Annotated in this window: 24 protein-coding genes; 22 read left to right on the plus strand and 2 right to left on the minus strand. The window is 30.8% G+C overall.

Going from position 1 to position 22,756, the window contains the following annotated elements; genetic code table 11:
- Nucleotides 1-3: 3 nt before the first annotated feature.
- Entirely contained in the window at nt 4-417 is a 414-nt protein-coding gene (locus tag KTC92_RS01095) for a hypothetical protein (protein WP_216302471.1), read from the minus strand.
- Between the two features lie 249 nt (nt 418-666).
- Here KTC92_RS01095 and KTC92_RS01100 point away from each other — a divergent pair, with 249 nt between their 5' ends.
- The gene (locus KTC92_RS01100; protein ID WP_220285939.1) at nt 667-2,958 is read left to right on the plus strand and encodes an AAA family ATPase; all 2,292 of its coding nucleotides are present in this window, start codon (nt 667-669) and stop codon (nt 2,956-2,958) included.
- Nucleotides 2,959-3,047: 89 nt separating this feature from the next.
- On the opposite strand, the gene ychF is transcribed toward KTC92_RS01100, so the two are convergent.
- The gene (ychF, locus tag KTC92_RS01105; RefSeq protein WP_165412120.1) at nt 3,048-4,145 is read right to left on the minus strand and encodes a redox-regulated ATPase YchF; all 1,098 of its coding nucleotides are present in this window, start codon (nt 4,143-4,145) and stop codon (nt 3,048-3,050) included.
- 308 nt (nt 4,146-4,453) lie between these two features.
- Between ychF and mraZ the strand changes: the two genes are divergently transcribed.
- The 21 genes from mraZ (at nt 4,454) to KTC92_RS01210 (ending at nt 22,733) form a co-directional block, all read left to right on the plus strand.
- Complete coding sequence (gene mraZ, locus KTC92_RS01110) at nt 4,454-4,882, plus strand: division/cell wall cluster transcriptional repressor MraZ (protein WP_165412119.1); 429 nt, start codon at nt 4,454-4,456, stop codon at nt 4,880-4,882.
- Nucleotides 4,883-4,895: 13 nt separating this feature from the next.
- Nucleotides 4,896-5,828 carry a 16S rRNA (cytosine(1402)-N(4))-methyltransferase RsmH gene (gene rsmH / locus KTC92_RS01115; RefSeq protein WP_165412118.1) on the plus strand — a complete coding sequence of 311 codons (933 nt, stop codon included), beginning with the start codon at nt 4,896-4,898 and terminating at the stop codon, nt 5,826-5,828.
- Nucleotides 5,829-5,855: 27 nt separating this feature from the next.
- Entirely contained in the window at nt 5,856-6,341 is a 486-nt protein-coding gene (locus KTC92_RS01120) for a hypothetical protein (RefSeq protein ID WP_216302473.1), read from the plus strand.
- A gap of 39 nt (nt 6,342-6,380) precedes the next feature.
- Complete coding sequence (locus KTC92_RS01125; protein WP_220285938.1) at nt 6,381-8,576, plus strand: stage V sporulation protein D; 2,196 nt, start codon at nt 6,381-6,383, stop codon at nt 8,574-8,576.
- Between the two features lie 281 nt (nt 8,577-8,857).
- The gene (locus KTC92_RS01130; protein ID WP_216302475.1) at nt 8,858-10,303 is read left to right on the plus strand and encodes a UDP-N-acetylmuramoyl-L-alanyl-D-glutamate--2,6-diaminopimelate ligase; all 1,446 of its coding nucleotides are present in this window, start codon (nt 8,858-8,860) and stop codon (nt 10,301-10,303) included.
- Nucleotides 10,304-11,758 carry a UDP-N-acetylmuramoyl-tripeptide--D-alanyl-D-alanine ligase gene (murF, locus tag KTC92_RS01135; protein ID WP_220285937.1) on the plus strand — a complete coding sequence of 485 codons (1,455 nt, stop codon included), beginning with the start codon at nt 10,304-10,306 and terminating at the stop codon, nt 11,756-11,758.
- Complete coding sequence (mraY, locus tag KTC92_RS01140) at nt 11,755-12,708, plus strand: phospho-N-acetylmuramoyl-pentapeptide-transferase (RefSeq protein ID WP_220285936.1); 954 nt, start codon at nt 11,755-11,757, stop codon at nt 12,706-12,708. Before murF ends, mraY begins: the two co-directional genes overlap by 4 nt.
- A gap of 20 nt (nt 12,709-12,728) precedes the next feature.
- Nucleotides 12,729-13,835 (plus strand): stage V sporulation protein E, encoded by a 1,107-nt coding sequence (gene spoVE / locus KTC92_RS01145; protein ID WP_220285935.1) that lies wholly within the window; start codon nt 12,729-12,731, stop codon nt 13,833-13,835.
- Nucleotides 13,836-14,091: 256 nt separating this feature from the next.
- The gene (locus KTC92_RS01150) at nt 14,092-14,910 is read left to right on the plus strand and encodes a cell division protein FtsQ/DivIB (RefSeq protein ID WP_220285934.1); all 819 of its coding nucleotides are present in this window, start codon (nt 14,092-14,094) and stop codon (nt 14,908-14,910) included.
- 40 nt (nt 14,911-14,950) lie between these two features.
- Nucleotides 14,951-15,679 (plus strand): DUF881 domain-containing protein, encoded by a 729-nt coding sequence (locus tag KTC92_RS01155; protein WP_216302479.1) that lies wholly within the window; start codon nt 14,951-14,953, stop codon nt 15,677-15,679.
- Nucleotides 15,680-15,689: 10 nt separating this feature from the next.
- The gene (locus KTC92_RS01160) at nt 15,690-16,028 is read left to right on the plus strand and encodes a small basic family protein (RefSeq protein WP_165412109.1); all 339 of its coding nucleotides are present in this window, start codon (nt 15,690-15,692) and stop codon (nt 16,026-16,028) included.
- A 12-nt stretch (nt 16,029-16,040) separates the two neighbouring features.
- Nucleotides 16,041-16,739 (plus strand): DUF881 domain-containing protein, encoded by a 699-nt coding sequence (locus KTC92_RS01165; protein ID WP_220285933.1) that lies wholly within the window; start codon nt 16,041-16,043, stop codon nt 16,737-16,739.
- Nucleotides 16,740-16,876: 137 nt separating this feature from the next.
- Nucleotides 16,877-17,548 (plus strand): YggS family pyridoxal phosphate-dependent enzyme, encoded by a 672-nt coding sequence (locus tag KTC92_RS01170; protein ID WP_220285932.1) that lies wholly within the window; start codon nt 16,877-16,879, stop codon nt 17,546-17,548.
- A 2-nt stretch (nt 17,549-17,550) separates the two neighbouring features.
- Entirely contained in the window at nt 17,551-17,997 is a 447-nt protein-coding gene (locus KTC92_RS01175; RefSeq protein ID WP_165412107.1) for a cell division protein SepF, read from the plus strand.
- 71 nt (nt 17,998-18,068) lie between these two features.
- Entirely contained in the window at nt 18,069-18,320 is a 252-nt protein-coding gene (locus tag KTC92_RS01180) for a YggT family protein (RefSeq protein WP_258280653.1), read from the plus strand.
- 24 nt (nt 18,321-18,344) lie between these two features.
- Nucleotides 18,345-19,118, plus strand: coding sequence for an RNA-binding protein (locus KTC92_RS01185; RefSeq protein ID WP_220285931.1), 774 nt, complete (start codon nt 18,345-18,347; stop codon nt 19,116-19,118).
- Nucleotides 19,119-19,133: 15 nt separating this feature from the next.
- A complete protein-coding gene (locus KTC92_RS01190) occupies nt 19,134-19,754 on the plus strand; it encodes a DivIVA domain-containing protein (RefSeq protein ID WP_165412105.1) in 621 nt (206 codons plus the stop codon).
- Nucleotides 19,755-19,860: 106 nt separating this feature from the next.
- Nucleotides 19,861-20,553, plus strand: coding sequence for a 5'-methylthioadenosine/adenosylhomocysteine nucleosidase (locus tag KTC92_RS01195; protein ID WP_165412104.1), 693 nt, complete (start codon nt 19,861-19,863; stop codon nt 20,551-20,553).
- Nucleotides 20,554-20,671: 118 nt separating this feature from the next.
- Nucleotides 20,672-21,271 carry a TraR/DksA C4-type zinc finger protein gene (locus KTC92_RS01200; protein WP_216302483.1) on the plus strand — a complete coding sequence of 200 codons (600 nt, stop codon included), beginning with the start codon at nt 20,672-20,674 and terminating at the stop codon, nt 21,269-21,271.
- A 103-nt stretch (nt 21,272-21,374) separates the two neighbouring features.
- Complete coding sequence (gene lspA / locus KTC92_RS01205) at nt 21,375-21,821, plus strand: signal peptidase II (RefSeq protein ID WP_216302484.1); 447 nt, start codon at nt 21,375-21,377, stop codon at nt 21,819-21,821.
- Nucleotides 21,822-22,733 (plus strand): RluA family pseudouridine synthase, encoded by a 912-nt coding sequence (locus KTC92_RS01210; RefSeq protein WP_216302485.1) that lies wholly within the window; start codon nt 21,822-21,824, stop codon nt 22,731-22,733. It abuts the gene before it with no gap.
- The last annotated feature ends 23 nt before the right edge of the window (nt 22,734-22,756 follow it).

Raw genomic sequence — 22,756 nt, forward strand, 5'->3', positions numbered from 1 at the left:
TCATTATTTAAAACGTCTGTCAGATCTTATTCTTTGAACTTTTGGAGCATTCCCCTGCATTGGAACCAGGTCCTTTTTGGTAGTCATATTTCTAATGTTTGCAATTTGAATCTGCTCGCTGTGTTCTTTACCTTTTTTACCCTTCATTCCTTGAATTATAACAGAATGACCTTGAAGCACAGATATAAAGTTAACTTTTTTGAACCAACGGTGCTTTTTGAATATGCACTTAGAAATAGATTTACTTCCTTCGGCCTTTACTAAGATGGTTACAGTTAGTTTATAAAATATTCTTAGATAATTTTTTTCTGCTACTTTGACTGATAGAACTCGACCTTGTGCTTGAGTAAGTCTATCGCCATATCTCTTTAAATAAGCCTGTGTATAACTATTAGTAATTTTGTCTTTAAATCCCATCAGTATTACTCCTTCACAACAAAAATTATAAAAAATATAAAAAGTCAATAAGCTTATTATATCGTATGTTGTAATTTAACTCAAGTATTAAAAAAATGGCTACTATTAATATTTATTATTAAAATTCTATAAGAAAAAAAATATATACGCTAAATTTAGAAAATATTATTATTTCTTAATGATAATATTTGTTCCTAAATTGGTGATTTGAGAATATTAATATAATAAAGAATTGAAAGGAGGAGGAATATGAATAGAGAATTAACTCCAAAAGATATTATATATGAATTTGACATTGAAGATATGAGTACAAAAGAAGAATTATATACTATGCCTCAATATTATGATGTAATAGAAAATATTAAAACTGCCATGAGTATAGATAAAGAGGGTTTTAATATTTATTTAATAGATGACTTTTCAAAAGAAACCATTAAAGAGATTATGAAATATGTAAATAAAAGTTTCGAAAATAAGAGCAAACCAAAAGACATTTGTTATGTACTATATGAAGATGAAAAATCTCCTAAACCTATTTTTGTAAGTAATGGAGGGGCTAATAAGCTAAAAGAGACATTTGAAGAAATGCAGAATGAATATTTAGGGTGCACATTTCAGTTTTATAACAATTCTGCAAATAAGGAAATTGAAGACATTCAGGAAAATATTCAAAAGAAAAGAAATAAATTAATTGGTAAGCTAATAGATACAGCAAAAGAGAAAGGTTTTGATATAAAATCCACTAATAGCGGATTCACATTCATTCCTTTAAGTGATGAAAAGGAAATGTCTGAAAATGAATATGAAACATTGGATAAAGGGGAAAAAGATAATATTTTATACACGGCAACTATGTTAAAAGAGAATGCTCGCGAAACATTAGAGGAACTAAAAGATTCTGAAGGAGAAGACTTAGAGAAAATAAAACAACTAATGGAAGTGTACTATAAAAATGAAATGAATGATTTAAAAGAAGAATATAAAAATTTGTTTATGGAAGATGAATCTGTACAAAATTATTTTGATATAGTATGCAATGATATTGAAAAAAGACTTATAGATAATTATTCTTTAAGTTATGATGATGACGAGGAAAAGATAAATGAAATTATATACAAATATGCTATAAATGTAATGGTAGATAATAGTGAAAATCAAATTCGTCCAGTAATATTTGAACAAGATCCTAATTTGACAAACTTACTTGGAAATATAGAGTATGAAAATCACAAAGGGGTTTATTCTACAGGTATAGAATTTATAAAAAGCGGTAGTATACTAAAAGCAAATGAAGGGTGTTTGATAATTAGAGCAAATGATTTACTAAAGGATGCTGCGGCTTATCATAATTTGAAAAAAACATTATTAACAGAGGAGGTAGATTCGGCTTATAACAGAAACTCTTATGAGATTGGATCTTTAAATGCATTTAACCCAGAACCTATACCAGTTAAGGAAAAGATAATTCTTATTGGAAACTATGAGACTTATGACTTGCTTTATAACTATGATGAAGACTTTAGAAAAATTTTCACTATAAAAGCAGAATGTAATCCAGTGCAGAATATAGACAATGATTTAAAGAAATCTCTTGTATTTGAGATAAATAAAACTTGTTGCGAAAACAATTATAAGTTTCTTACAAAAGGAGCTATAAGAGAAGTAGCAAAGATTTTATCACGGAAAGCACAGAGTAGAGAAAAGATATACTATGACAAATATGAAATAAATAAGCTACTAATCTTAGCTAACAATAAGGTTATAGGAGAAAATAAAAAAGAGATTAGTGAAGGAGATATAATTGAGGTAGGCTATAAAAAAGACATCATGGAAAAGGAAATTTTAGACAATTATACTGAAAAAAAGATGCTTATTGATGTTATAAATAGTAGAATTGGACAAGTGAATGGATTATCGGTAATGGATACAGGATATTTTAGTTTTGGTAAGCCAATAAAGATTACCTGTTGCTGCTATAAGGGAGAAGGTAATATTATAGATGTCCAAAAGGAGAGCAATCTAAGTGGAAGTATCCATAGTAAATCTATTAATATTTTAAAGGGATATATAAGTACTATTAATGGCGGATTTACTAAATTACCGGTAGATTTTCACCTAAGCTTTGAACAAATCTATGGAAAAATAGATGGTGATAGTGCATCGGTTGCAGAAATAATGTGTATGCTCTCAGCGCTAAGTAAGATACCTATAAAACAGAGCATTGCAATCACTGGTTCGGTAAATCAATTTGGTGAGGTCCAACCTATAGGAGGAGTAAACGATAAAATAGAAGGTTTCTTTGCAGCATGCAAAGCAATTGACTCAATAAAGGATAAAGGTGTAATGATACCTTTGTCAAATGCAGTAGACTTGGTTTTAAATGAAGAAGTTGAAAGCGAAATTAAAAATGGAAACTTTCATATATATACGATGACATCTATAGAGGATGCAATTGGAGTGCTAATGGGAAATCCTGATATTAGCTTTGATGCTGTAATGATAGCTATTAACAAAGAATTAAAAAAATATAGCAAAAAATGATGAACAGCTCCGCGGGAGATGAAGCTTCCTAGGTTATTATTTAATAATAGATATTAAATAAGCAGGACTAAATTGTCCTGCTTGCTTTGCTACACGTTAAATCTAAAGTTAACTACATCGCCATCTTGCATAATATACTCTTTTCCTTCAAGTCTATACAGTCCTTTTTCTTTAGCAGCAGCTTCGGAGCCACATTCAACTAATTTATCAAAGGAAACTATTTCTGCTCTTATAAAACCTCTTTCTATATCCGAATGGATTTTCCCAGCGGCAGCAGGGGCTTTAGTTCCAATGTTTATAGTCCATGCTCTTATTTCTTGAGGTCCTGCAGTTAAAAAGCTCATTAAACCGAGTAGTTTATAACTTGAGTGGATAAGTTTATCAAGGCCCGTCTCAGTAAGACCATATTCCTTTAGAAGTTCCATTTTTTCATCATCATCCAAAGTGGATAATTCTTCTTCAAGTCTGGCGCAAACTACAATTACTTCTGAATTCTCATTCGCAGCAAATTCTTTAACTTTTTTTACCATATCATTTTCTGTGTTACCAGACATTAAATCATCTTCGCTTATATTTGCAGCATATAATACTGGTTTTGCAGTAATTAAGAAAAGAATACTTACAAAAGCGGCTTCTTCTTCGTTAAACTCTAATGTTCTTACTGGAAGATTTGCTTCAAGGTGTTCCTTTATTCTTTCCATAAGAGCATATTCCATTTTTGCTGTTTTGTCACCAGAACGAACAAGTTTTACTGACTTTTCCATTCTTCTTTCTAATACATCAAGATCAGAAAAAATAAGTTCTAAATTAATAGTATCTATATCACGTGTAGGATCGATATTACCGTCTACATGTATGATGTTGTCATCATTAAAACATCTTACCACATGAACAATAGACTCTACTTCTCGGATGTGAGATAAAAATTTATTACCTAAACCTTCTCCTTTGCTTGCTCCTTTTACAAGGCCTGCTATATCATAAAATTCAATTGCAGTACGAATTATTTTTTTACTATTATAAATAGTTTGTAGTACATCCAATCTTTTGTCAGGTACACTTACAACACCTATATTTGGTTCTATAGTACAAAATGGGTAATTAGCAGATTCTGCACCTGCTTTTGTTATTGCATTAAACAGTGTGCTTTTTCCTACATTTGGTAAACCTACAATTCCTAGCTTCATATATATGTACATTCCTTTCTTGCATTTAATATTATTAATTTCTTATAAATTATACCCTACATCGTAATGCATTTCAAGAAAGTAAATTAGCACAATTGTTTAATTTGAAATGCGTAGTCTGATAATTATGTATTTTAAGTTAATAAATTCAAATAAAATCATAAAAAAGTTTAATTGTTTTTAAAAAATAAAAATAAAACAATAAAACAAGAAGGAATTTTCATTTTTCTATAGAATTATACTTGTTAGTGGTTTAAAATGGTTTAAAGTGGTTCGAAGTGGAGTAAGTTCATAAGGTAGGGGATAAAATGTTTATTGGTGAATATCAACATGCCATTGATAGTAAAAACAGAATGATTATTCCCACCAAATTTCGAGAGGGATTAGGCAGTGAATTTATATTGACTAAGGGCCTAGATGGATGCTTATACATATATACAACGCTTGAGTGGAATATAATGGAGGAAAAATTAAAGAAACTTCCATTGACGAGTAAAGATGCCAGGGCATTTGTACGGTTTTTCTTCTCAGGTGCTAATGAAATAACAGTAGATAAGCAAGGCAGAGCTTTAATACCACAGAATTTATGCGAATATGCAGGCCTTCAAAAGGAAATAGTAAGCATAGGAGTATCAACTAGAATAGAAATATGGTCTAAGGATAAATGGGATAAATATAATGAATCAGATATTAATTTTGATGAAATAGCAGAAAAAATGAATGAATTAGGCATATAAAAGGAGATTAAAAATGGAATTTAAACATGTATCAGTTTTATTAAATGAGTGTATTGATGCGCTAGATATTAAAGAGGATGGAATTTATGTTGATTGTACATTAGGAGGTGCAGGGCACTCCTTAGAAATCTTAAAAAGACTGTCACCTAAAGGACGGTTAATTGGAATTGACCAAGATGAAGATGCATTAAAAGCTGCAAAGGAAAAAATCAAAGAATATAACAATGTTACATATGTACATGATAATTTTTATAACATTGGAGCAATACTTGACAAACTTAAAATAGAAAAAGTAGATGGGATTTTTATGGATTTAGGGGTGTCGTCATATCAATTAGACAATGCGGAACGTGGGTTTAGCTACATGAGGGATGCGAATCTTGATATGAGAATGGATAGAAGCAAAGGTATAACAGCATATGATGTGGTAAATAACTACGAAGAGCCACAGATAGCAGAGGTTTTAAGAAATTATGGCGAAGAAAAATTTTCGAAAAGAATTGCTAATTTCATAGTAGATAGAAGAAAAGATAAACCAATCAATACTACTTTGGAACTAGTGAATGTTATAGATGCAGCGATTCCCGCAAAGTTTAAGAGAGATGGAGGCCATCCAGCTAAAAGAACATTCCAAGGAATAAGAATCGAAGTTAATGGGGAATTAAAAATATTAGATAAAGCAATTGAGGATGGAATAGCTAGACTACATCGCGGTGGGAGAATGGCGATAATTACATTCCAGTCACTTGAAGATAGAATTGTTAAAGTTAAATTTAAAAGTTTAGAAGATCCATGCAAATGTCCAAAAGAGTTACCTATGTGTGTGTGTGGTAAAACACCAATCGTGAAACTTATAAGTAGAAAACCTATAAGGGCAACAGAGACAGAGATAGAAATAAACTCAAGAAGTAGAAGTGCAAAACTAAGAGTGGCGCAAAAAAATTAGTTCTAAATTGTGGATGGGGTGAATAAAGTGATAATAGAAAAAAATAAGTTTATAATGGATGGAAATACAGTTTTAGCACCATATGAGCCATTAAAAAAACGAAAATATGAAGATTTAGAAAAATCACGAAAACAGACACAAAGCAGTAAAAATCTGAAGGAAATGAAAAAGAAAAAAAGAGTTCTTTTAAATATTAGTTTAGGGTTTGTTATTGGAATGATAACCATTGCTAGATATTGTATGATTTATAATTATCAAGATGCGACTTCTAAAGTTAAAGCTGAAATAGAAATGGTCAGTAAAGAAAATGACGCGTATGATGTAGAACTAATGAAGTTTAGAAATATAAGTTACGTTGAGAAAACAGCGACGACAAAACTTCATATGGTTAACCCAAAGGTTAGTGACATACAATACTTAAATTTGAGTAAAAACAATTTAGAAACAAAAGAAGAGTTAGAAGCGAAAACAAGTAACGACGTAATAGATAAAATTAAAAATATTATTTTTTAATTACTGTTTGCTTTGAAGAATTAGCAAGGAGGACATAAATTGGCAAAAGGAGAGTATAGAGACAAGGTAGTAGTTAAGCGTAGAATGTTGGTTGTCTTTTTCATGCTTTTTCTTTTGCTTTTTCTATTAATTAGTAGGTTGAGCTACGTAATGATAGCTAAAGGGAAGGAATATAAAGAAAAAGCAATTTTGCAGTGGACAAGTGACGTTCGGATTGCACCAAAGAGGGGAAGGATCTTAGACAGAAATGGAGAAGATTTAGCTATAAGTGCAAATGTATTTAGAGTGGATTTAGATCTTAATTCGCTACGTGAAACTACTAAAAAAAACAAGCTAAGTATGAACGATATTGCACCAGAAATCGCTAAAATACTTGGAATGGAATCTAGTGAAGTTTTACCTGTTTTGACTAAGACTAATTCAAAGGGGAAACCTATTGGAGCAGCGATTTTAAAGAGAAGAATAGATAAAGCTACAGCTGATAAAATTAATGATTTTTCGAAAAATCAAAAGCTTCGAGGAATTGTTATTACTGGAGATACAAAAAGATATTATCCCAATGGGAATTTCTTAGCAAATGTTGTAGGGCATACGAATTCTGATGGCAATGGACTTACAGGTGTTGAATTGTATTACAATAAATATCTATCAGGTATACCTGGAATAAAAATTTCAGAAACCGATAGAAAAAGTGAAGAATTGCCTTATACAATCTCAGATTATACAAAGCCTATAGAGGGTAAAGATGTAGTACTTACTATTGATGAGATGATTCAATATTTTTGTGAGAAAGCAGCTTCGCAGGCTATGATTGACAATAAAGCGAAAGCAGTTAGTATAATTGCAATGAATCCTAAAAATGGAGAAATATTGGGGATGGTTAATAAACCAGATTATAATCCTAATGACCCTTGGGACCTTACTAAAAATTTTGATGAAAATCAAAAGGCATGGAGAAATAGAGCAGTAAGTGATACGTTCGAGCCGGGGTCTATTTTTAAAGTGTTTACGGCTACAGGGGCTATGGAAGAAGGGCTAGTTAAGGAAGATGATAAATTTAACTGTACTGGTAGCACTGTAGTTTTAGGTAAAGCAGTAAAGTGTTGGAAAACCACAGGGCATGGATCTCAAAATTTTGTGGATATATTAAAAAACTCTTGTAATGTTGGATTTATGGAACTTGGTAGAAGACTTGGTCCAGAAAAACTAAATAAATACATTGAATTATTTGGATTTGGTAAAAAAACTGGTATTGATTTAAATGGAGAAGCACTCGGAATAATTAGAAAAGCTAAAGATATGACTGCTCTTGATGTAGCAGTAACATCCTTTGGGCAAGGGAATACCTTATCTTGTATACAGTATATGAAGGGCTTTAACGCTATTGCAAATGGGGGAAAACTTATAACGCCTCATGTTATGAAAGAGATAGTAAATTATGATGATTTAAATAATAAAAAAGTTCTGCAAAAATATTCAAATTATAATGAAAGAAAAATAATGGATGAAGGAGTTGCAAAGCAGCTTCGATCTTACCTTGAGCAGGTTGTAGAAAATGGTGGTGGTAAAAAGGCATTTATTGCAGGATACCATATTGCCGGAAAGACAGGGACAGCTCAAAAAATTAATACTACAGGAGCTGGCTATGCACCAGGAAAATATGTATCATCATTTGCAGGAATGGCGCCTGCAAATGATCCTCAGATAACCTTATTAATTAATATTGATGAACCAGACCCCTCTTGGTATTATGGTGGTCAGATTGCAACAGTAGTTGGAAAGCAAGTTTTTAATGATGTTTTTAATTATTTATCATTTAAATCTGATGCTTCAAAGGAGGAAACTTCAAAAAGCTTATTAAAGGATGTTATTGTGCCTGAAGTAAGGGGCCTTAAGAAGTCGGAGGCAGAAAAGTCATTGAAAGATAATAATTTAAAGGTAAAATTAAGTTCAGATGGAGAAGTTATTACTGATATGACTCCGAAACCTGGATATACGGTTAAGGAAGGAACTGAAATTATTTTACACACTGGTGAATTAAAAAAAGATAATAATATGGTCATGGTTCCAAATATAATAGGAAGTAGCCCGGAAAAAACTACTGCACTTCTAGGAAGTCTTGGACTAAAAGCTAAATTCGTTGGTAATGGAATAGTCGCAGAGCAAAGCATAGAATGCAAAGAAGTGAAAAAAGGAACTACGATAACAATTCATTTAGATATTACGGCTGATTAGTTAAAGCATCATCTTCGATGCTGTAATATTAATGACTTCAGAAGTAAATTTATATCCCACTGAATATTTTACTTTATTATAGTATGTAACACCTACTTTTAGAAAAGCGTGATTTTACTTCTGAAATGTCATTAAATATAGTGTATAATTAGGTGATAGGCACATGAAAATAAAACCGACAGGACTCAGCAATTCTGAGCTGTCGGATTTGCCATGTAAAAGGGGAATAGATATTTTTTTTGTTAAGCATATTTTATGTGATGATTTAAAGGAGTGGTAATATGAATTTTGAAAAAATTATGGAGAATATTAATTTCAATTTAATCCAGGGTAACATTGATATTGATATAAAGGGAATTCAATATGATTCAAGAAAAATTAAAGAAGGGGATGTGTTTTTCGCTGTAGAAGGGTATAATCTTGATGGTCATAAATATATACAAAATGCAATTAACAATGGAGCAGTTGCTGTTGTGTGCCAGAAAAATATAGAAGAGCATTTAAACTGTGTGGTGATTAGAGTAGAAGATAGCAGAAAAGCATTGGCCATAAGTGCAGCTAATTACTATGAAAATCCAAGTCGTAACATGAAAATGATAGGAGTTACAGGTACTAATGGAAAAACAACTTCAGCTTTTATGATTAAAGCTATTTTGGAACAGCAAGGGTACAAAGTTGGACTTATTGGAACTATAGCAAATTATATTGGAGAAAAGAAAATTCATACAGAGAGGACTACTCCTGAATCACTTGAATTACATGAACTTTTCAAGGAAATGGTGGAGTCGGGTGTGGATTATTGTGTTATGGAGGTGTCTTCGCACTCTTTAAGTTTAGATAGAGTATATGGAATAGAGTTTTGCGAAAGTATTTTTACAAATTTAACTCAGGATCATTTAGATTTCCATAAAACCTTTGAAAATTATTTTAATGCAAAATTAAAGTTATTTGAGTTAAGTAAAAGCGCTGTAATTAACATTGATGATATATATGGAGCAAAAGTCTATAGTTTAATTAAAAGTAGCAAATTAAGCTATGGATTAAATGGCAATGCAGATATTATGGCAAGTGATATAAAAATGCATTCAAGGGGAAGTGAATTTACATTAGAGTACAAAGGAAACTCTTTTGAAATAGAATTGAGTATACCAGGAAATTACAATATATATAATGCGCTTGGGTCTATAGCAGTTTGCTTAAATCAGGGAGTGGACCTAGCTAAAATTAAACTAGCTCTACAAAAGATTCAAGTGCCTGGGCGTTGTGAACTTGCTTACAATAACCATAAGTTGGGATTTGAAATAATTTTAGATTATGCACATACGCCAGATGCATTAGAAAATATACTAAAAACTGTCAGGGAATTTACAAAGGGTAAACTTATAAGCGTTTTTGGTTGTGGTGGAGATAGAGATAAAGCCAAAAGAGCTATAATGGGCAAAATTGGAACTCAGCTAAGCGATTTTTCATTAATAACTTCAGATAATCCAAGAACTGAAGATCCTATGCAAATAATTAATGATGTAGCATCCGGTATTGAAAAACATAATTTCGAAATTATAGAGAATAGGCGCGCGGCTATAAAACGAGCAATTGAAATTGCAAGATGCGGTGATATAATTGTTATCGCAGGAAAAGGGCATGAAGACTATCAAGTTTTGAAAGAAAAAACTATACATTTTGATGAGCGAGAAGTTGTCTCAGAGATAATAAAGGAGCTATTTTAGATGGAATATATTAGTTTTGACGAGATATTAGAGGCAACTGGGGGTAAAATAGTAGTTAAAGGTGAAAGCGCCTTGCATCAAGGCGAGAAAACATTATATAATAATGTTTGCATAGATACAAGAACTATAAAAGAGACGGATATTTTTATCGCATTAAAGGGTGAAAATTTTAATGCTAATGATTTTATCGTTGAGGCTAGCAAAAAAGGAGCTTCAATTTGCATAATTGATGAAATGAAGTTTGATAAAGCGCTGCTTAATAAGAAAACAGCTGTAATTAAGGTGGTGGATACTAGAAAAGCACTACTTAATCTTGCAAAATTTTATATAAATAAGCTAGATTTAAAAGTAGTAGGAATTACCGGATCTACAGGCAAAACGTCCACAAAGGATTTGGTTGCAGCAGTTCTTGGCGCAAAATTCAAAGTTTTTAAAACTTTGGGCAATTTTAATAATGAAATAGGGTTACCTATGATGATATTTAAGTTAGATAAAAGTTATGATGTTGCAGTCCTCGAAATGGGTATGAGTGATTTTGGAGAAATTCATAACTTATGTGAGACTTCAAAACCGAGTATTGCTATTATTACTAACATTGGAATGTCTCACATTGAAAATCTTAAAACTAGAGAAAATATATTAAAAGCTAAAATGGAGATAACAGATTTTTTTAGTAAAGACAGTATTTTAATTGTAAATTCAGATAATGATTTATTAGAAGATGTGAACACGGCAAATTATAGACTTATAAGAACAGGAATTGATTCTGAAGCTGATTTAAAAGCATGCGATTTAAATGTAGAAGAAAATAAAATAACATTTCGCATAATGGACAAGAAAAATTTAATAGATAATATTATTGAGGTGAATATACCAGGACGGCATAATATACTAAATTCAATGCTAGCAGTAGCTTGTGCAAGGGCAATGGACATGAGTTATAATGAAATTGCTCAAGGGTTTAAAAAGTTAGAAGCTACGTCTATGCGTTTAGATATAACAAAAGGTAAAAAGTTTACTATAATTAATGACTGCTATAATGCTAGCCCAGATTCAATGATGGCCGCAATTGATGTGCTTTGCAATATTAGTGGGAATTATAAAATTGCGATTCTTGGTACTATGAGGGAACTCGGAAATAGTGCCACGCAGGCACATAAACAAGTCGGAGAATATGCAAAACGTAAAAATATTGATTTATTAATTACTTTAGGTGAGTTTAACGAAGCATATAAAGAAGGATTTAACGATATAGATAAATATAGAAGTTTTCAAACCTATAATGAGGTAGTTTCCTTTTTGGATGGAATGATCAATCAAAATGATGTTGTTTTAGTTAAAGCTTCAAGATATATGAAATTTGAGAGCATAGTTAGCAAACTAACGAATTTACATTCGTTTGTGAATCTAGATTCACATACGAATATAAATGCTAAAGAGGTGATAGAAAAATGAGCTTAATTATTTATTCGGTTTTAATTGCATTTTTCCTATCAATTATACTAGGGCCATTAATAATCCCTATGTTACATAAGCTTAAATTTGGTCAAAATATAAGAGCAGAAGGACCTAAAAGTCATCTGAAAAAAGCAGGGACACCTACTATGGGTGGCATAATATTTATGATTTCTACAATAATTACAATGTTAATCCTTGTTAGACATACAAGCGCTGAAGCTAGGATTGCAGTGTATTGTTTTATAGCATTTGGATTAATAGGACTTATTGATGATTTGTTAAAAATAATACGTAAACAAAATGAAGGACTTACATCTAAACAAAAGATGTTACTTTTGGTTGTAGTATCAGGTTTAATTGGTTATTACTCTTCACTTAAAATAGGAACGGATATAATGTTACCATTTTCTGATAGAGTTATAAAATTGGGTGTTTGGTATGTGCCTTTTATTATTGTATATTTTGCAGCAACCACAAACGCAGTTAATTTAACAGATGGATTAGATGGTCTAGCTACCTCAGTTACAATAGTAGTTATGACATTCTTTGCATTGGTTAGTAATATGATGTTTCATACGACTCTTGCGATATTCTGTGCTGCGCTTGCGGGTGCATTATTAGGGTTCTTAAAATACAATTCTTATAAAGCACAAATTTTTATGGGAGATATGGGAGCACTTGCACTTGGTGGCGCAGTAGCTGCAGTTGGTATGATACTAAAATCACCTTTTTTAGTTGCAATTGTAGGTGGCGTATATGTTATAGAGACTCTATCTGTTATTATTCAAGTTTCAGTATTTAAGGCTACAGGTAAGAGAGTATTTAAAATGTCTCCAATTCATCACCATTTTGAATTAAGTGGATGGCACGAAACTAAGGTTGTTGCAGTATTCTCCATTGTAACAGTGATTTTTTGTTTAATTGGATTTCTATCCTTTTCCTATTAGTGACGTAAGGAGGATATAGTATGAAAAAATACAAGGTTAAAATGGGGCAAATAGATTTTGTATTATTTGCAACCATAATGCTTCTTGTGGCAATCGGAGTGGTAATGGTTTATAGTTCTAGCTCATATTATGCGGCTTTTAAATCTAACGATCCAGAATTGTTTTTTAAAAAGCAATTTATATGGGCATGCATTGGCTGTGTTTTTATGGTTATAGCTGTTAAAAGTGATTATCATATTATAAAAAAATATACTGGAATTATTATGTTATTTACTTTAGCATTGTTACTTGCTGTATTTGCTTTTCCAGCCATTAATGGAGCTAAAAGATGGATTCCATTGGGATTTGCAAATTTTCAACCATCCGAAATTGCAAAATATGCTATAGTATTATATATGGCTAAAAGCTTAGATTTAAAAGGTGAAAAAGTCAAAGAATTCGTTAAAGGGGTACTTCCATACCTATTAGTTTCGGGCTTTTATGCAGGTTTAATTTTGATAGGGAAAAACTTGAGCATTGCAGCTGTTATAATGATAGTTACTATGATCATTCTATTTGCAGTAGGGGCAAGATTTCAACATATTTTTGCTATAGGATCATCGCTGGTAGCTGCGGTTGGTGCTTTAGCAATTCTTGAACCATATAGATTGCTTAGGGTTATGAATTTTAGAGACCCTTTTGCCGATAGTCAAGGTAATGGGTATCAATTAGTTCAATCATTGCTTGCACTTGGGTCAGGAGGGATTACTGGTTCAGGAATTGGACAATCAAGGCAAAAATGTTTATATATACCGGAACCACATACGGATTTTATTTTCGCAATAATTGGAGAAGAATTAGGGCTAATCGGATGCGGTTTTATAATTTTATTATTCATTATTTTTGTATGGCGTGGTATTAAAATAGCAGTTACAGCGAAAGATATGTATGGTACTATTTTAGCTATAGGGATTACATCTGTTATAGCTGTTCAAGCAATTATTAATATAGCAGTAGTTACTGGGTCAATGCCAGTAACAGGTGTGCCGCTGCCTTTTATAAGTTATGGAGGTTCAGCTCTGCTTTTCAATATGTTTGCAATGGGAATACTTTTAAATGTGTCAAGGCAAACTGTAAATAAAAATTAGAATAAAAGGCATGCATATGTGCATGCCTTTTTCTATGCTTAATATTGCAAAATATTAATTTTTTTTAAATACTGATAAATACATTGAAATTGAGATGTAAATAATTAAGTTAAGTGTTATTATATAATAGAGACAAATTTTAGACCACATTTATGTAAATAAACTTGGTTATTCGGTATAATCTACAAATTTAGTGTGTTGTATTTTAATAAGCTAATTTGTAAAAAAATATATATTATTGAATGCGAGGAAGTGAATGACAAAAAAGAGTAATAATCTTAAAAGAGGAAATTATATTATAAAAAATAAAGAAAAATTATTACATAGAAGAAAAAGCAAAAAAAAAGTAAAGTATTTAATGTTACTAGTAATAATTATGATATCTACATTAATTACATTATGTATTAAATTACCTTATTTTAACGTTAAAACTATTGAAATTGTAGGAAATATGAATGCTTCTAAAGTCGAAATCAATGATACTGCGAGTATTCACTTAGGGGGTAATATTTTTTCTGAAAGTTTCAACGATAGCAAGCAACAAATCATGAAAAATCCGTATATAGTAGGTGTAAAAGTTAGGAAAGACCTTCCTAATAAGATTGTAATAGAAATAGAGGAAAGAGTAGCTGTGTTTTATGGTAAATTAAACAACGCTTATTATATTCTAGATAACAAAGGTATTTTGCTTGAAAAAAGGTCGAACGTTAAAGATATGAACTTAGTGAATTTAATTGGATTCGATTTTGAAAAGTGTGAAGTGGGCAATTTAATTGCGCCAAAAGATGATAGGAAAATAAATATTGCAGTGGAAATAACAAATATTATTAATGATTATAGAAAGAATAAAGGCAATAATATTATAACAATGGTAGATGTAAGCAATGTATTGGATATCAAGGTTTATGCTGGGGAAATGTGTATTAAATTTGGTACAAGCGAAGACTTGAAAAACAAATTTAATAAGTCGATAAATATTATTACACAACCTCAATATAAGAGTGCAAAGGGATATGTAGATGTTAGTTCAAAAAGCAATCCAGTTGTTTTTATAGAACAAAAGGTTAAAAAATAACAATATTTATCTCCCCCGGAGAGTAGCAAGGAGGAAGTCTATGAAGAAGTTTAGATCCCAAATATCTATTGGTATAGTATGTGTATTATTAGGATTTATGATCTCTTACCAATTTAAAATGATAGGAAAACAAAATTCAGCAGCAGTAGTAGATACCAATAAGAATACACCAGAAATTATAACTGAAAACGAGCAACTTAAAATAAGCAAAGAAGTTATGCAGAAAAAGATAGATGATTTAGATGCTAAAACGGCAAAATATGAAAAGACGAACATGGGAGATAATGAAAAAAGTGAGTTACTATATAAAGAATTGGAAGAAACAAGAATTCTTACTGGACAAATCGAAGTAGAAGGTCAAGGTATTATAGTTTATATAGATCCTAAGAGTGACATTTTTGGTAGTAACACTGAAAATCAGCAGGCGATAAACGATGTGGATTTAGCTCATATAGTAAATGAGTTAAATTCAGTAGGTGCTGAAGCGATTTCTATTAATGATATTAGGTTAACTACCCGGAGTGGAATAAGAAATGCTGGAAATGCAATTATTATAAATGATGAAAGGATTTCTTATAGTAAAAGGGTCACTATTAAAGCAATTGGAGATAAAACTAGATTAGAAGGCGCTATAAAATTCCCAGGAACAATCTCACAATTCTTGAGTAGTGCGTGTGATGTAACTACTAATACAGTAGATAAAGTTGTGATTTCTAAATATAACAAAGTATATAAATTCGAGTATGCAAGACCAGTAGAAAAGAAGTAGAGGTGATTAAATGGTTGCTTTCGTAGGGTTATTAATAGGAATTATATTAGGAGTTGTGTGGAATGTTGATATTCCAGTTGGATTTTCTCCGTATATTTCTGTAGCAATTTTTGCGTGTTTAGATTCAGTTTTTGGTGCATTAAGAGGTTCAATTTCACATAATTTTAGAGCCGATATTTTTATATCAGGGTTTTTTGGAAATGCAGTGTTAGCTGTAGCGATGGTCTATCTAGGCGATAAATTAGGAATTCCAATTTATTTAGCTGCAGTTATAGTATTTGGCGGAAGAATATTTGAAAATTTTGCGATTATTAGGCGGCTTTTAATAGATAAAACAAAATCTCATTAATGAGGTGATTAAATGAAAAATAATGAAGCTACCGTTTTTGTTTTTATTGCTTCAATAATCCTAGGACTTCTTATTGCTATGAATATCGGATTTGAGGGGAAAAATACTGTTTTAGATGTAAAACAGTATGATGTAGCCTACAATGAGAGAACTAAATTGTATTCTGAATTAAGCAATTTAAAAGAAGAATATTATAAAACTTATTCAAAGCTCGAAAAATATGATAGTAGCGATGAAAAAAAAGCTGAAATTACTAAAGTTATTCAAGATGAAGTTAGTAATAATAATATATTCTTAGGGAAGACTGATGTTGAAGGTCCTGGAATTGAAATTATATTAGATGATGCTGATAATTATGTTAATAGTAATCAGTTAATTCATGATAATGATGTTATTCAAGTGATAAATGACCTCAAAAATGCAGGGGCAGAAGCAATTTCTGTTAATGGAGAAAGGATTATTTATGATAATTATGGATTTTGCGGTGGGCCTTATATCAATTTACATGGGGTTAAGATAGTAAGCCCATTTTATATCAATGCCATAGGGAATAAAGATGTGTTGTATAATTATTTAACGCTAGACCAAACCTATATGACATTATTGAAGACTAGAAATGTTAAAGTTAATATTCTTAAGACGGATAATGTAGAAATAGCGGCATATACGGGCTATTTTAAATATAATTATATGAATCCCACAAAAAAATAAATTGGTATAATTAAAAATAATATTAATTTATAAAAAAATGAAGGAATTTTATGTTTAATGAAGAAATAAGTAGAAATAGGAGATGACAATTAATAATTGTTTTATGTCAGAAAGATTATTAAGGAGGGGACGGATAGTTGACTATTGGGGAAGCTTATAACAAAATAAAAAGCGAGATTCCAGAAAATGTAACACTAATATGCGTTTCTAAGACTAGACAAATTGATGAAATAAAAGAAGCATACACATCTGGGGCTAGAGATTTTGGAGAGAATAAAGTACAAGAATTAATTGGAAAATATGATAGCTTAGACATTGATGCTAGATGGCACTTTATAGGACATTTACAGACAAATAAGGTGAAATATATAGTTGGAAAAGTTTATCTTATTCATTCTTTAGATAGCGTACATTTATTGCAAGAAATTGAAAAGCGTTATGCTTCTAAAAATGAAATTGCCAGGGTTTTAATTCAGATTAATATAGGAAAAGAAGCTGCAAAGACAGGTATAGCTGTTGAAGAAGTAAGTTCTATAATAAAAGTGTGTGAAGAATGTAAAAATGTGAAAATTAAAGGACTAATGGCTACAATTCCTATCGGTAACGATGAAAGTTCTAGAGGATACTTTACCCAGATGAAAACTATATTTGATGATTTAAAAGCTTTTAAATATAAAAATGTTTCCATGGAAATCCTATCATTAGGTATGAGTAAAGATTTTCAAATTGCGTTAGAACAAGGCGCTAATATGATAAGACTTGGGGAGAAAATATTTGGTAAACGAGATTACAAGAAACTGGAGGTATAAAAATGTCAAGTAAAGTAATGAATAAGGTTATGGGGTTTTTAGGTATGGCAGAGGAAGAAGAGGATGAAGTTCAAGAAATGGAGAATGAAGAGGAAAATGTGGATATTGAATCATTGATGAATGCAAACAAAAAGCAAAGTAAGGTAGTAAATATTCATACCTCGACATCTACAAAAGTAGTTATCATAAAACCAGATGATTTTGATGAAGCAACTACCATAAGCGATAATTTAAAAGCTAGAAAAATCGTAGTAGTTAACACTAATGGATTAGAAGCTAAAACTGGTCAAAGATTATTAGATTTTGTTGGAGGAGTATGCTACGCTTTAAGTGGTGAGCTTCAGCAAGTAGAAAAAGGAGTGTATATAATGTCTCCTTCTAATGTAGAAGTTGATAATGCATTGAAAAATGAACTAAGCTCAAAAGGAATTTTTAATTGGAATAAATAAAATGAAAACATTTTAAGGGGAGCAATGAATAATTGTTGTTACCATTTGAGAAGTTCAGGAGGTTATAAAACTTGTATAGATTAATTGGAATGATTTTTAATGTGTTAGAGTATGCAATTATCATAGAAGTGGGTTTGTCTTGGGTTTATAGGGGGAGGTCAAACCAATATATAGAATTATTACATAAAATCACAGGACCTCTATTAGAGCCAGGTAGAAAAGTTCAAGAGAAATATTTTAGTAATACAATGGTAGATTTTTCACCAATAATTGCACTTATTATTTTGATGATTTTAAGAAAAATTGTGTATATTATACTGTGAATAATTTAGTAAGGTAGGATTTAAATGGGAAAAAAGGAATTTCTTAATAGTATAGATTGTGATGATAAAAATTTAATTTCTAATATATTTAATAAAATGCAAATAGCTGAAAAGACAAATAAAATCATATTTACTAATGATTTTATAACTCCAGCTATATGGAATCAAACTTCCGCTATATGCGAAAAGTATAAAACAAAAGCATTCACTAATGGTATATTTAAAGAGGCTGACAGGAGAATGTTATCATTTTCAGTTGGCGGAGAACCTGAAGAATATCCTATAGATTTATTGAAAATAATCAACAAATCCAAATTTAACAAATTAGAGCATAAGGATTATTTAGGTGCAATAATGTCTCTAGGAATTAATCGAGAAAAACTAGGTGACTTAATAATTCAAGATGCAATATGTTATGCACCAGTTACTAGTGACATTAGTAATTACATAATTAATAGTTTGAATAATATAGGAAATTGTCCATGTGAAGTTAGTGAATATGATTATAAATTACAGGGCCTTCCAGAGAGAAAATTCCAAGAAAAAATCATTATATCTACGTCACTTCGCCTTGATAGTATGGTTTCAGCTATATGTAATATTTCAAGAAATAATTCAGTTGCACTAATATCTTCAGGTAAAATATTAGTGAATTACTTTCAGTGTTTAAAAAAAGATAAGGTTATCAAAAGCAATGATACTTTAACAATTAGGGGATATGGAAAGCTAAAAATTGCAGATATTAGAGGAGTCACTCAAAAGGATCGTTTAAAAGTTGCAATAAAGCAATATATTTAGTTGAGGGGGAGCAAGATGAGAATAACATCTATGGATATTAACAATAAAGAGTTTAAAAAAGGCTTAAGGGGATATAATGCTGATGAAGTCGATGAATTTTTAGATAAGGTATCTGAAGAATATGAAATTATGTATAAAGAGAATTCAACTTTAAAAGAAAAAAAGAACTTTTTAGAAGAAAAATTAGAGCATCATGTTAAAATAGAATCTACAATTCAAAATACATTAGTATTAGCTCAAAATGCAGCAGAACAAGCAAAGTTTTGCGCTCAAAAGGAAGCGGAATTGGTTATTAAAAATGCAAATGACTCTTCTCAAAGATTGATAGATAAGGCTCATAATGATGTACTTAAGATAAATGATGAATATGAAATAACTAAGCAAGAATTTGCAAAGTTTAGAACGAAATTTAGAAATTTTATGAATTGTCAATTTGAGATGTTTGAAGGCTTAGAAAATGACTATTTTAGAAATTACAATTTGGGTAATGAAGTTTATGAAAATAATGATAATATAAGCGATAGTGAAACAGATGTTTCGTTAAAATATTCTGATGTAACACTCAAAAACATTGACGAAAAAGAGTTTAATAGCAATGATATAGAAGAAATAAAAACCTTTTTTGCAAAAGGGTAAAACATAGAAATCTCACTCACTGGGTGAGATTTTTTATGTAACAAAACTGCTAAATCGAATGAGTGTAGCGTGTACTACACTAGATATTTTAAGGAGGAATAGAAAAATGAATATAGGTATTATCGGAGCAATGAAAGAAGAAGTTGAATTTTTAGTTAGGGATATGGATTTTAAAAGAAAAGATGTGAAGGCCGGAATGGAATTTAGGCTTGGTGTTATACATAGTAAAAATGTAGTTATAGTTACTAGTGGTATTGGCAAAGTAAATGCTGCGGTGTGTACTCAAATATTAATTGATGATTTTAATGTGGATTATATTATAAATGTTGGTATTGCAGGTGGGACTGTCGATAATATATATCCGGGGGATGTTGTAATAGGTGAAAATTTAGTACAACATGATATGGATGTGTCTGCATTCGGTGAAAAAAAGGGACAGATTCCAAGATTAGATACTTTTGATTTCAAATGTGATAAGACACTAATTCAATATGCGAAAGAAGCATGTAAGGATATAAAAGGACATAAGTATTTTACTGGAAGAATTGTATCAGGAGATCAATTTATTGCAGAAGCTTCTAAAATAAATTGGCTTAATTCTGAATTTGAATGTTTGGCTTGTGAAATGGAAGGAGCAAGTATTGCTCAGGTGTGCTTTTTAAATGAGATTCCATTTATTGTTATTAGATCGATATCGGACAATGCAAGTAATGGGGCTCATATGGAGTATGATGAATTTAAAGATATTGCTGTGGAGAATTCTACAAACATTTTAAATAATATGTTGAAACTTATTTAAAAAAAATTAATTATTATTAAATAAGTGTAATAAAATTCTTTCCATGAGAAAACATAAGCATATAGAAGTTTTATTTGTTTAATATTACGACTATATTAAAACTAGAGGAGTTGTTATCATGGAAAAGAATAAAATACAATATTTTAAAGAAAAATTAATAAGTGAACAGGTGCGGGTCCTTGATATTATTAATCAAATGAAACAAAATGGTGTTATAGATTCTAACAGTGAGATGGCAACTGAGTTGTCTTTTTATGACAATCACCCATCTGATACTGCATCTGAATTATTTGATAAGGAAAAGGGGCTCGCACTTAAGGGAAATGAGATGTCAACTATCAAAAAAATTGAAGATGCTTTAAAAAGCATTGAAAATCATACCTATGGTAAATGCAAGAGTTGTGGCACCGATATAAGTGACGAACGGTTAGAATTTACACCATACGCAGAAAACTGTGTGTTATGTCAAAAATCCATAGATAATAACAAGCCAGCAGAACAAAACAATAGATGCGTTGAGGAAGATGTACTTGGGATACCCTTTAGATACAGTAATAGCGGTGAAGTAGGTATTGATGCTGAAGATACTTACCAAACAGTAGAACGTTTTAATAAATTAGAAAATATATCTGAGTTTTATGATGATGACGACGACGGTTATGTTGAACCTATAGAGAAAATAAGCAATGAGCAATATAAAAATCAGTTACCAGATTAATTTAGGCAGACTAAAAAAGTATATATTGCAAAGAAATTTTAGTTTAAAACTACATTTGTAGCAATATGTACTTTTCTTTTTTATATTAAATAGGAGGAAGGGTATGGAGGCATTAATTATTTTCTTAGGGCTTATATTGGACAGATTAGCCAAAGTTTGGGCACTAAGTTCTTTGAGAGAAAAAAATGGAGTTGTATTAATTAAAGACTTTTTTAAATTTGAATATTTAGAGAATAGAGGAGCGGCTTTTGGGATTTTGCAAAATAAATTGATATTGTTAGCTTTAGTCACGTTACTTATTATATCAGGTATGATATATTATATTATTAAGTACAAGCCAAAATCGAAATTTTTAAGGATAAGCTTTGCTTTTATTATAAGTGGAGCACTAGGAAATTTATATGATAGGGTATTTTATAAATATGTAGTAGACTTTATTTTAATTCATTATAAAGAGGTATATTACTTCCCAACATTTAACATAGCTGATATGTTAGTAGTTGTGGGAACCGCGATTTTGGCAATTTCTATAGTAAAGGAAGAGGTATAAATGGACAGATATGAGTTTAAAGTTGATGAAAGTTCAGTTGGTACAAGATTAGATGTTTTTGTTTCTAGTAAGTTTGAAAATAAATCTAGAGCGTATATTCAAGGAATAATTGAAGGTGAAAATGCGGCTGTTAATGAAAAATGCAGAAAAAGTAATTATAAATTAAAACTAGATGAATTAATTACATTAGGTATTCCAGATCCCGTAGAGTTAGACGTAAAAGCCGAAGAAATACACTTGGACGTTTTATATGAAGATAGTGACGTAATTGTGATTAATAAACCACAGGATATGGTTGTTCACCCTGCACCAGGCAATTATAGTGGTACCTTGGTTAATGCACTCTTAAATCATTGCACAGATCTATCAGGCATCAATGGTGTGCTTAGACCAGGGATAGTTCATAGGATTGATAAGGACACATCTGGAGCATTAGTGGTAGCTAAAAATGATAACGCCCATAATTCTCTTGCCGCACAACTTAAAGATCATTCAATGACAAGAAGTTATTTAGCTCTTGTAGAAGGTATAATTAAAAGTGATGTAGGCACAATAGATGAACCGATCGGAAGACACCCTAAAGATAGGATAAAAATGGCAGTAGTTGAAAGTGGTAAGAAGGCTGTTACCCATTTTAAAGTAATAGAAAGATTTGATAGTAATACATTAGTAGAATGTAACTTAGAGACAGGGCGAACGCATCAAATAAGAGTACATATGGCAAGGATAGGACATCCTTTAGTTGGCGATTTGATATATGGTTATAAAAAGCAGAGCTTTAATTTAAAAGGGCAAGCTCTTCATGCGAAAAAACTTGGATTTATACACCCAAGTACTAATGAATACATGGAATTTATTTCACCCCTTCCAAGTTATTTTGAAAAACTGATTACTAAGTTGAAAAATAGTTGAAATAGCGCATAACATGTGATATT

Source organism: Clostridium sp. CM027 (assembly GCF_024730565.1).
In the GTDB taxonomy this organism is placed as follows: Bacteria; Bacillota; Clostridia; order Clostridiales; family Clostridiaceae; genus Clostridium_AD; species Clostridium_AD estertheticum_B.

What these genes read in the sequence shown, in the direction of transcription:
- KTC92_RS01095 (WP_216302471.1), bottom strand. Translation starts at nt 417, where the DNA reads ATGGGATTTAAAGACAAAATTACTAATAGTTATACACAGGCTTATTTA.
- KTC92_RS01100 (WP_220285939.1), top strand. Translation starts at nt 667, where the DNA reads ATGAATAGAGAATTAACTCCAAAAGATATTATATATGAATTTGACATT.
- ychF (WP_165412120.1), bottom strand. Translation starts at nt 4,145, where the DNA reads ATGAAGCTAGGAATTGTAGGTTTACCAAATGTAGGAAAAAGCACACTG.
- mraZ (WP_165412119.1), top strand. Translation starts at nt 4,454, where the DNA reads ATGTTTATTGGTGAATATCAACATGCCATTGATAGTAAAAACAGAATG.
- rsmH (WP_165412118.1), top strand. Translation starts at nt 4,896, where the DNA reads ATGGAATTTAAACATGTATCAGTTTTATTAAATGAGTGTATTGATGCG.
- KTC92_RS01130 (WP_216302475.1), top strand. Translation starts at nt 8,858, where the DNA reads ATGAATTTTGAAAAAATTATGGAGAATATTAATTTCAATTTAATCCAG.
- murF (WP_220285937.1), top strand. Translation starts at nt 10,304, where the DNA reads ATGGAATATATTAGTTTTGACGAGATATTAGAGGCAACTGGGGGTAAA.
- mraY (WP_220285936.1), top strand. Translation starts at nt 11,755, where the DNA reads ATGAGCTTAATTATTTATTCGGTTTTAATTGCATTTTTCCTATCAATT.
- spoVE (WP_220285935.1), top strand. Translation starts at nt 12,729, where the DNA reads ATGAAAAAATACAAGGTTAAAATGGGGCAAATAGATTTTGTATTATTT.
- KTC92_RS01150 (WP_220285934.1), top strand. Translation starts at nt 14,092, where the DNA reads ATGACAAAAAAGAGTAATAATCTTAAAAGAGGAAATTATATTATAAAA.
- KTC92_RS01155 (WP_216302479.1), top strand. Translation starts at nt 14,951, where the DNA reads ATGAAGAAGTTTAGATCCCAAATATCTATTGGTATAGTATGTGTATTA.
- KTC92_RS01160 (WP_165412109.1), top strand. Translation starts at nt 15,690, where the DNA reads ATGGTTGCTTTCGTAGGGTTATTAATAGGAATTATATTAGGAGTTGTG.
- KTC92_RS01165 (WP_220285933.1), top strand. Translation starts at nt 16,041, where the DNA reads ATGAAAAATAATGAAGCTACCGTTTTTGTTTTTATTGCTTCAATAATC.
- KTC92_RS01175 (WP_165412107.1), top strand. Translation starts at nt 17,551, where the DNA reads ATGTCAAGTAAAGTAATGAATAAGGTTATGGGGTTTTTAGGTATGGCA.
- KTC92_RS01185 (WP_220285931.1), top strand. Translation starts at nt 18,345, where the DNA reads ATGGGAAAAAAGGAATTTCTTAATAGTATAGATTGTGATGATAAAAAT.
- KTC92_RS01190 (WP_165412105.1), top strand. Translation starts at nt 19,134, where the DNA reads ATGAGAATAACATCTATGGATATTAACAATAAAGAGTTTAAAAAAGGC.
- KTC92_RS01195 (WP_165412104.1), top strand. Translation starts at nt 19,861, where the DNA reads ATGAATATAGGTATTATCGGAGCAATGAAAGAAGAAGTTGAATTTTTA.
- KTC92_RS01200 (WP_216302483.1), top strand. Translation starts at nt 20,672, where the DNA reads ATGGAAAAGAATAAAATACAATATTTTAAAGAAAAATTAATAAGTGAA.
- lspA (WP_216302484.1), top strand. Translation starts at nt 21,375, where the DNA reads ATGGAGGCATTAATTATTTTCTTAGGGCTTATATTGGACAGATTAGCC.
- KTC92_RS01210 (WP_216302485.1), top strand. Translation starts at nt 21,822, where the DNA reads ATGGACAGATATGAGTTTAAAGTTGATGAAAGTTCAGTTGGTACAAGA.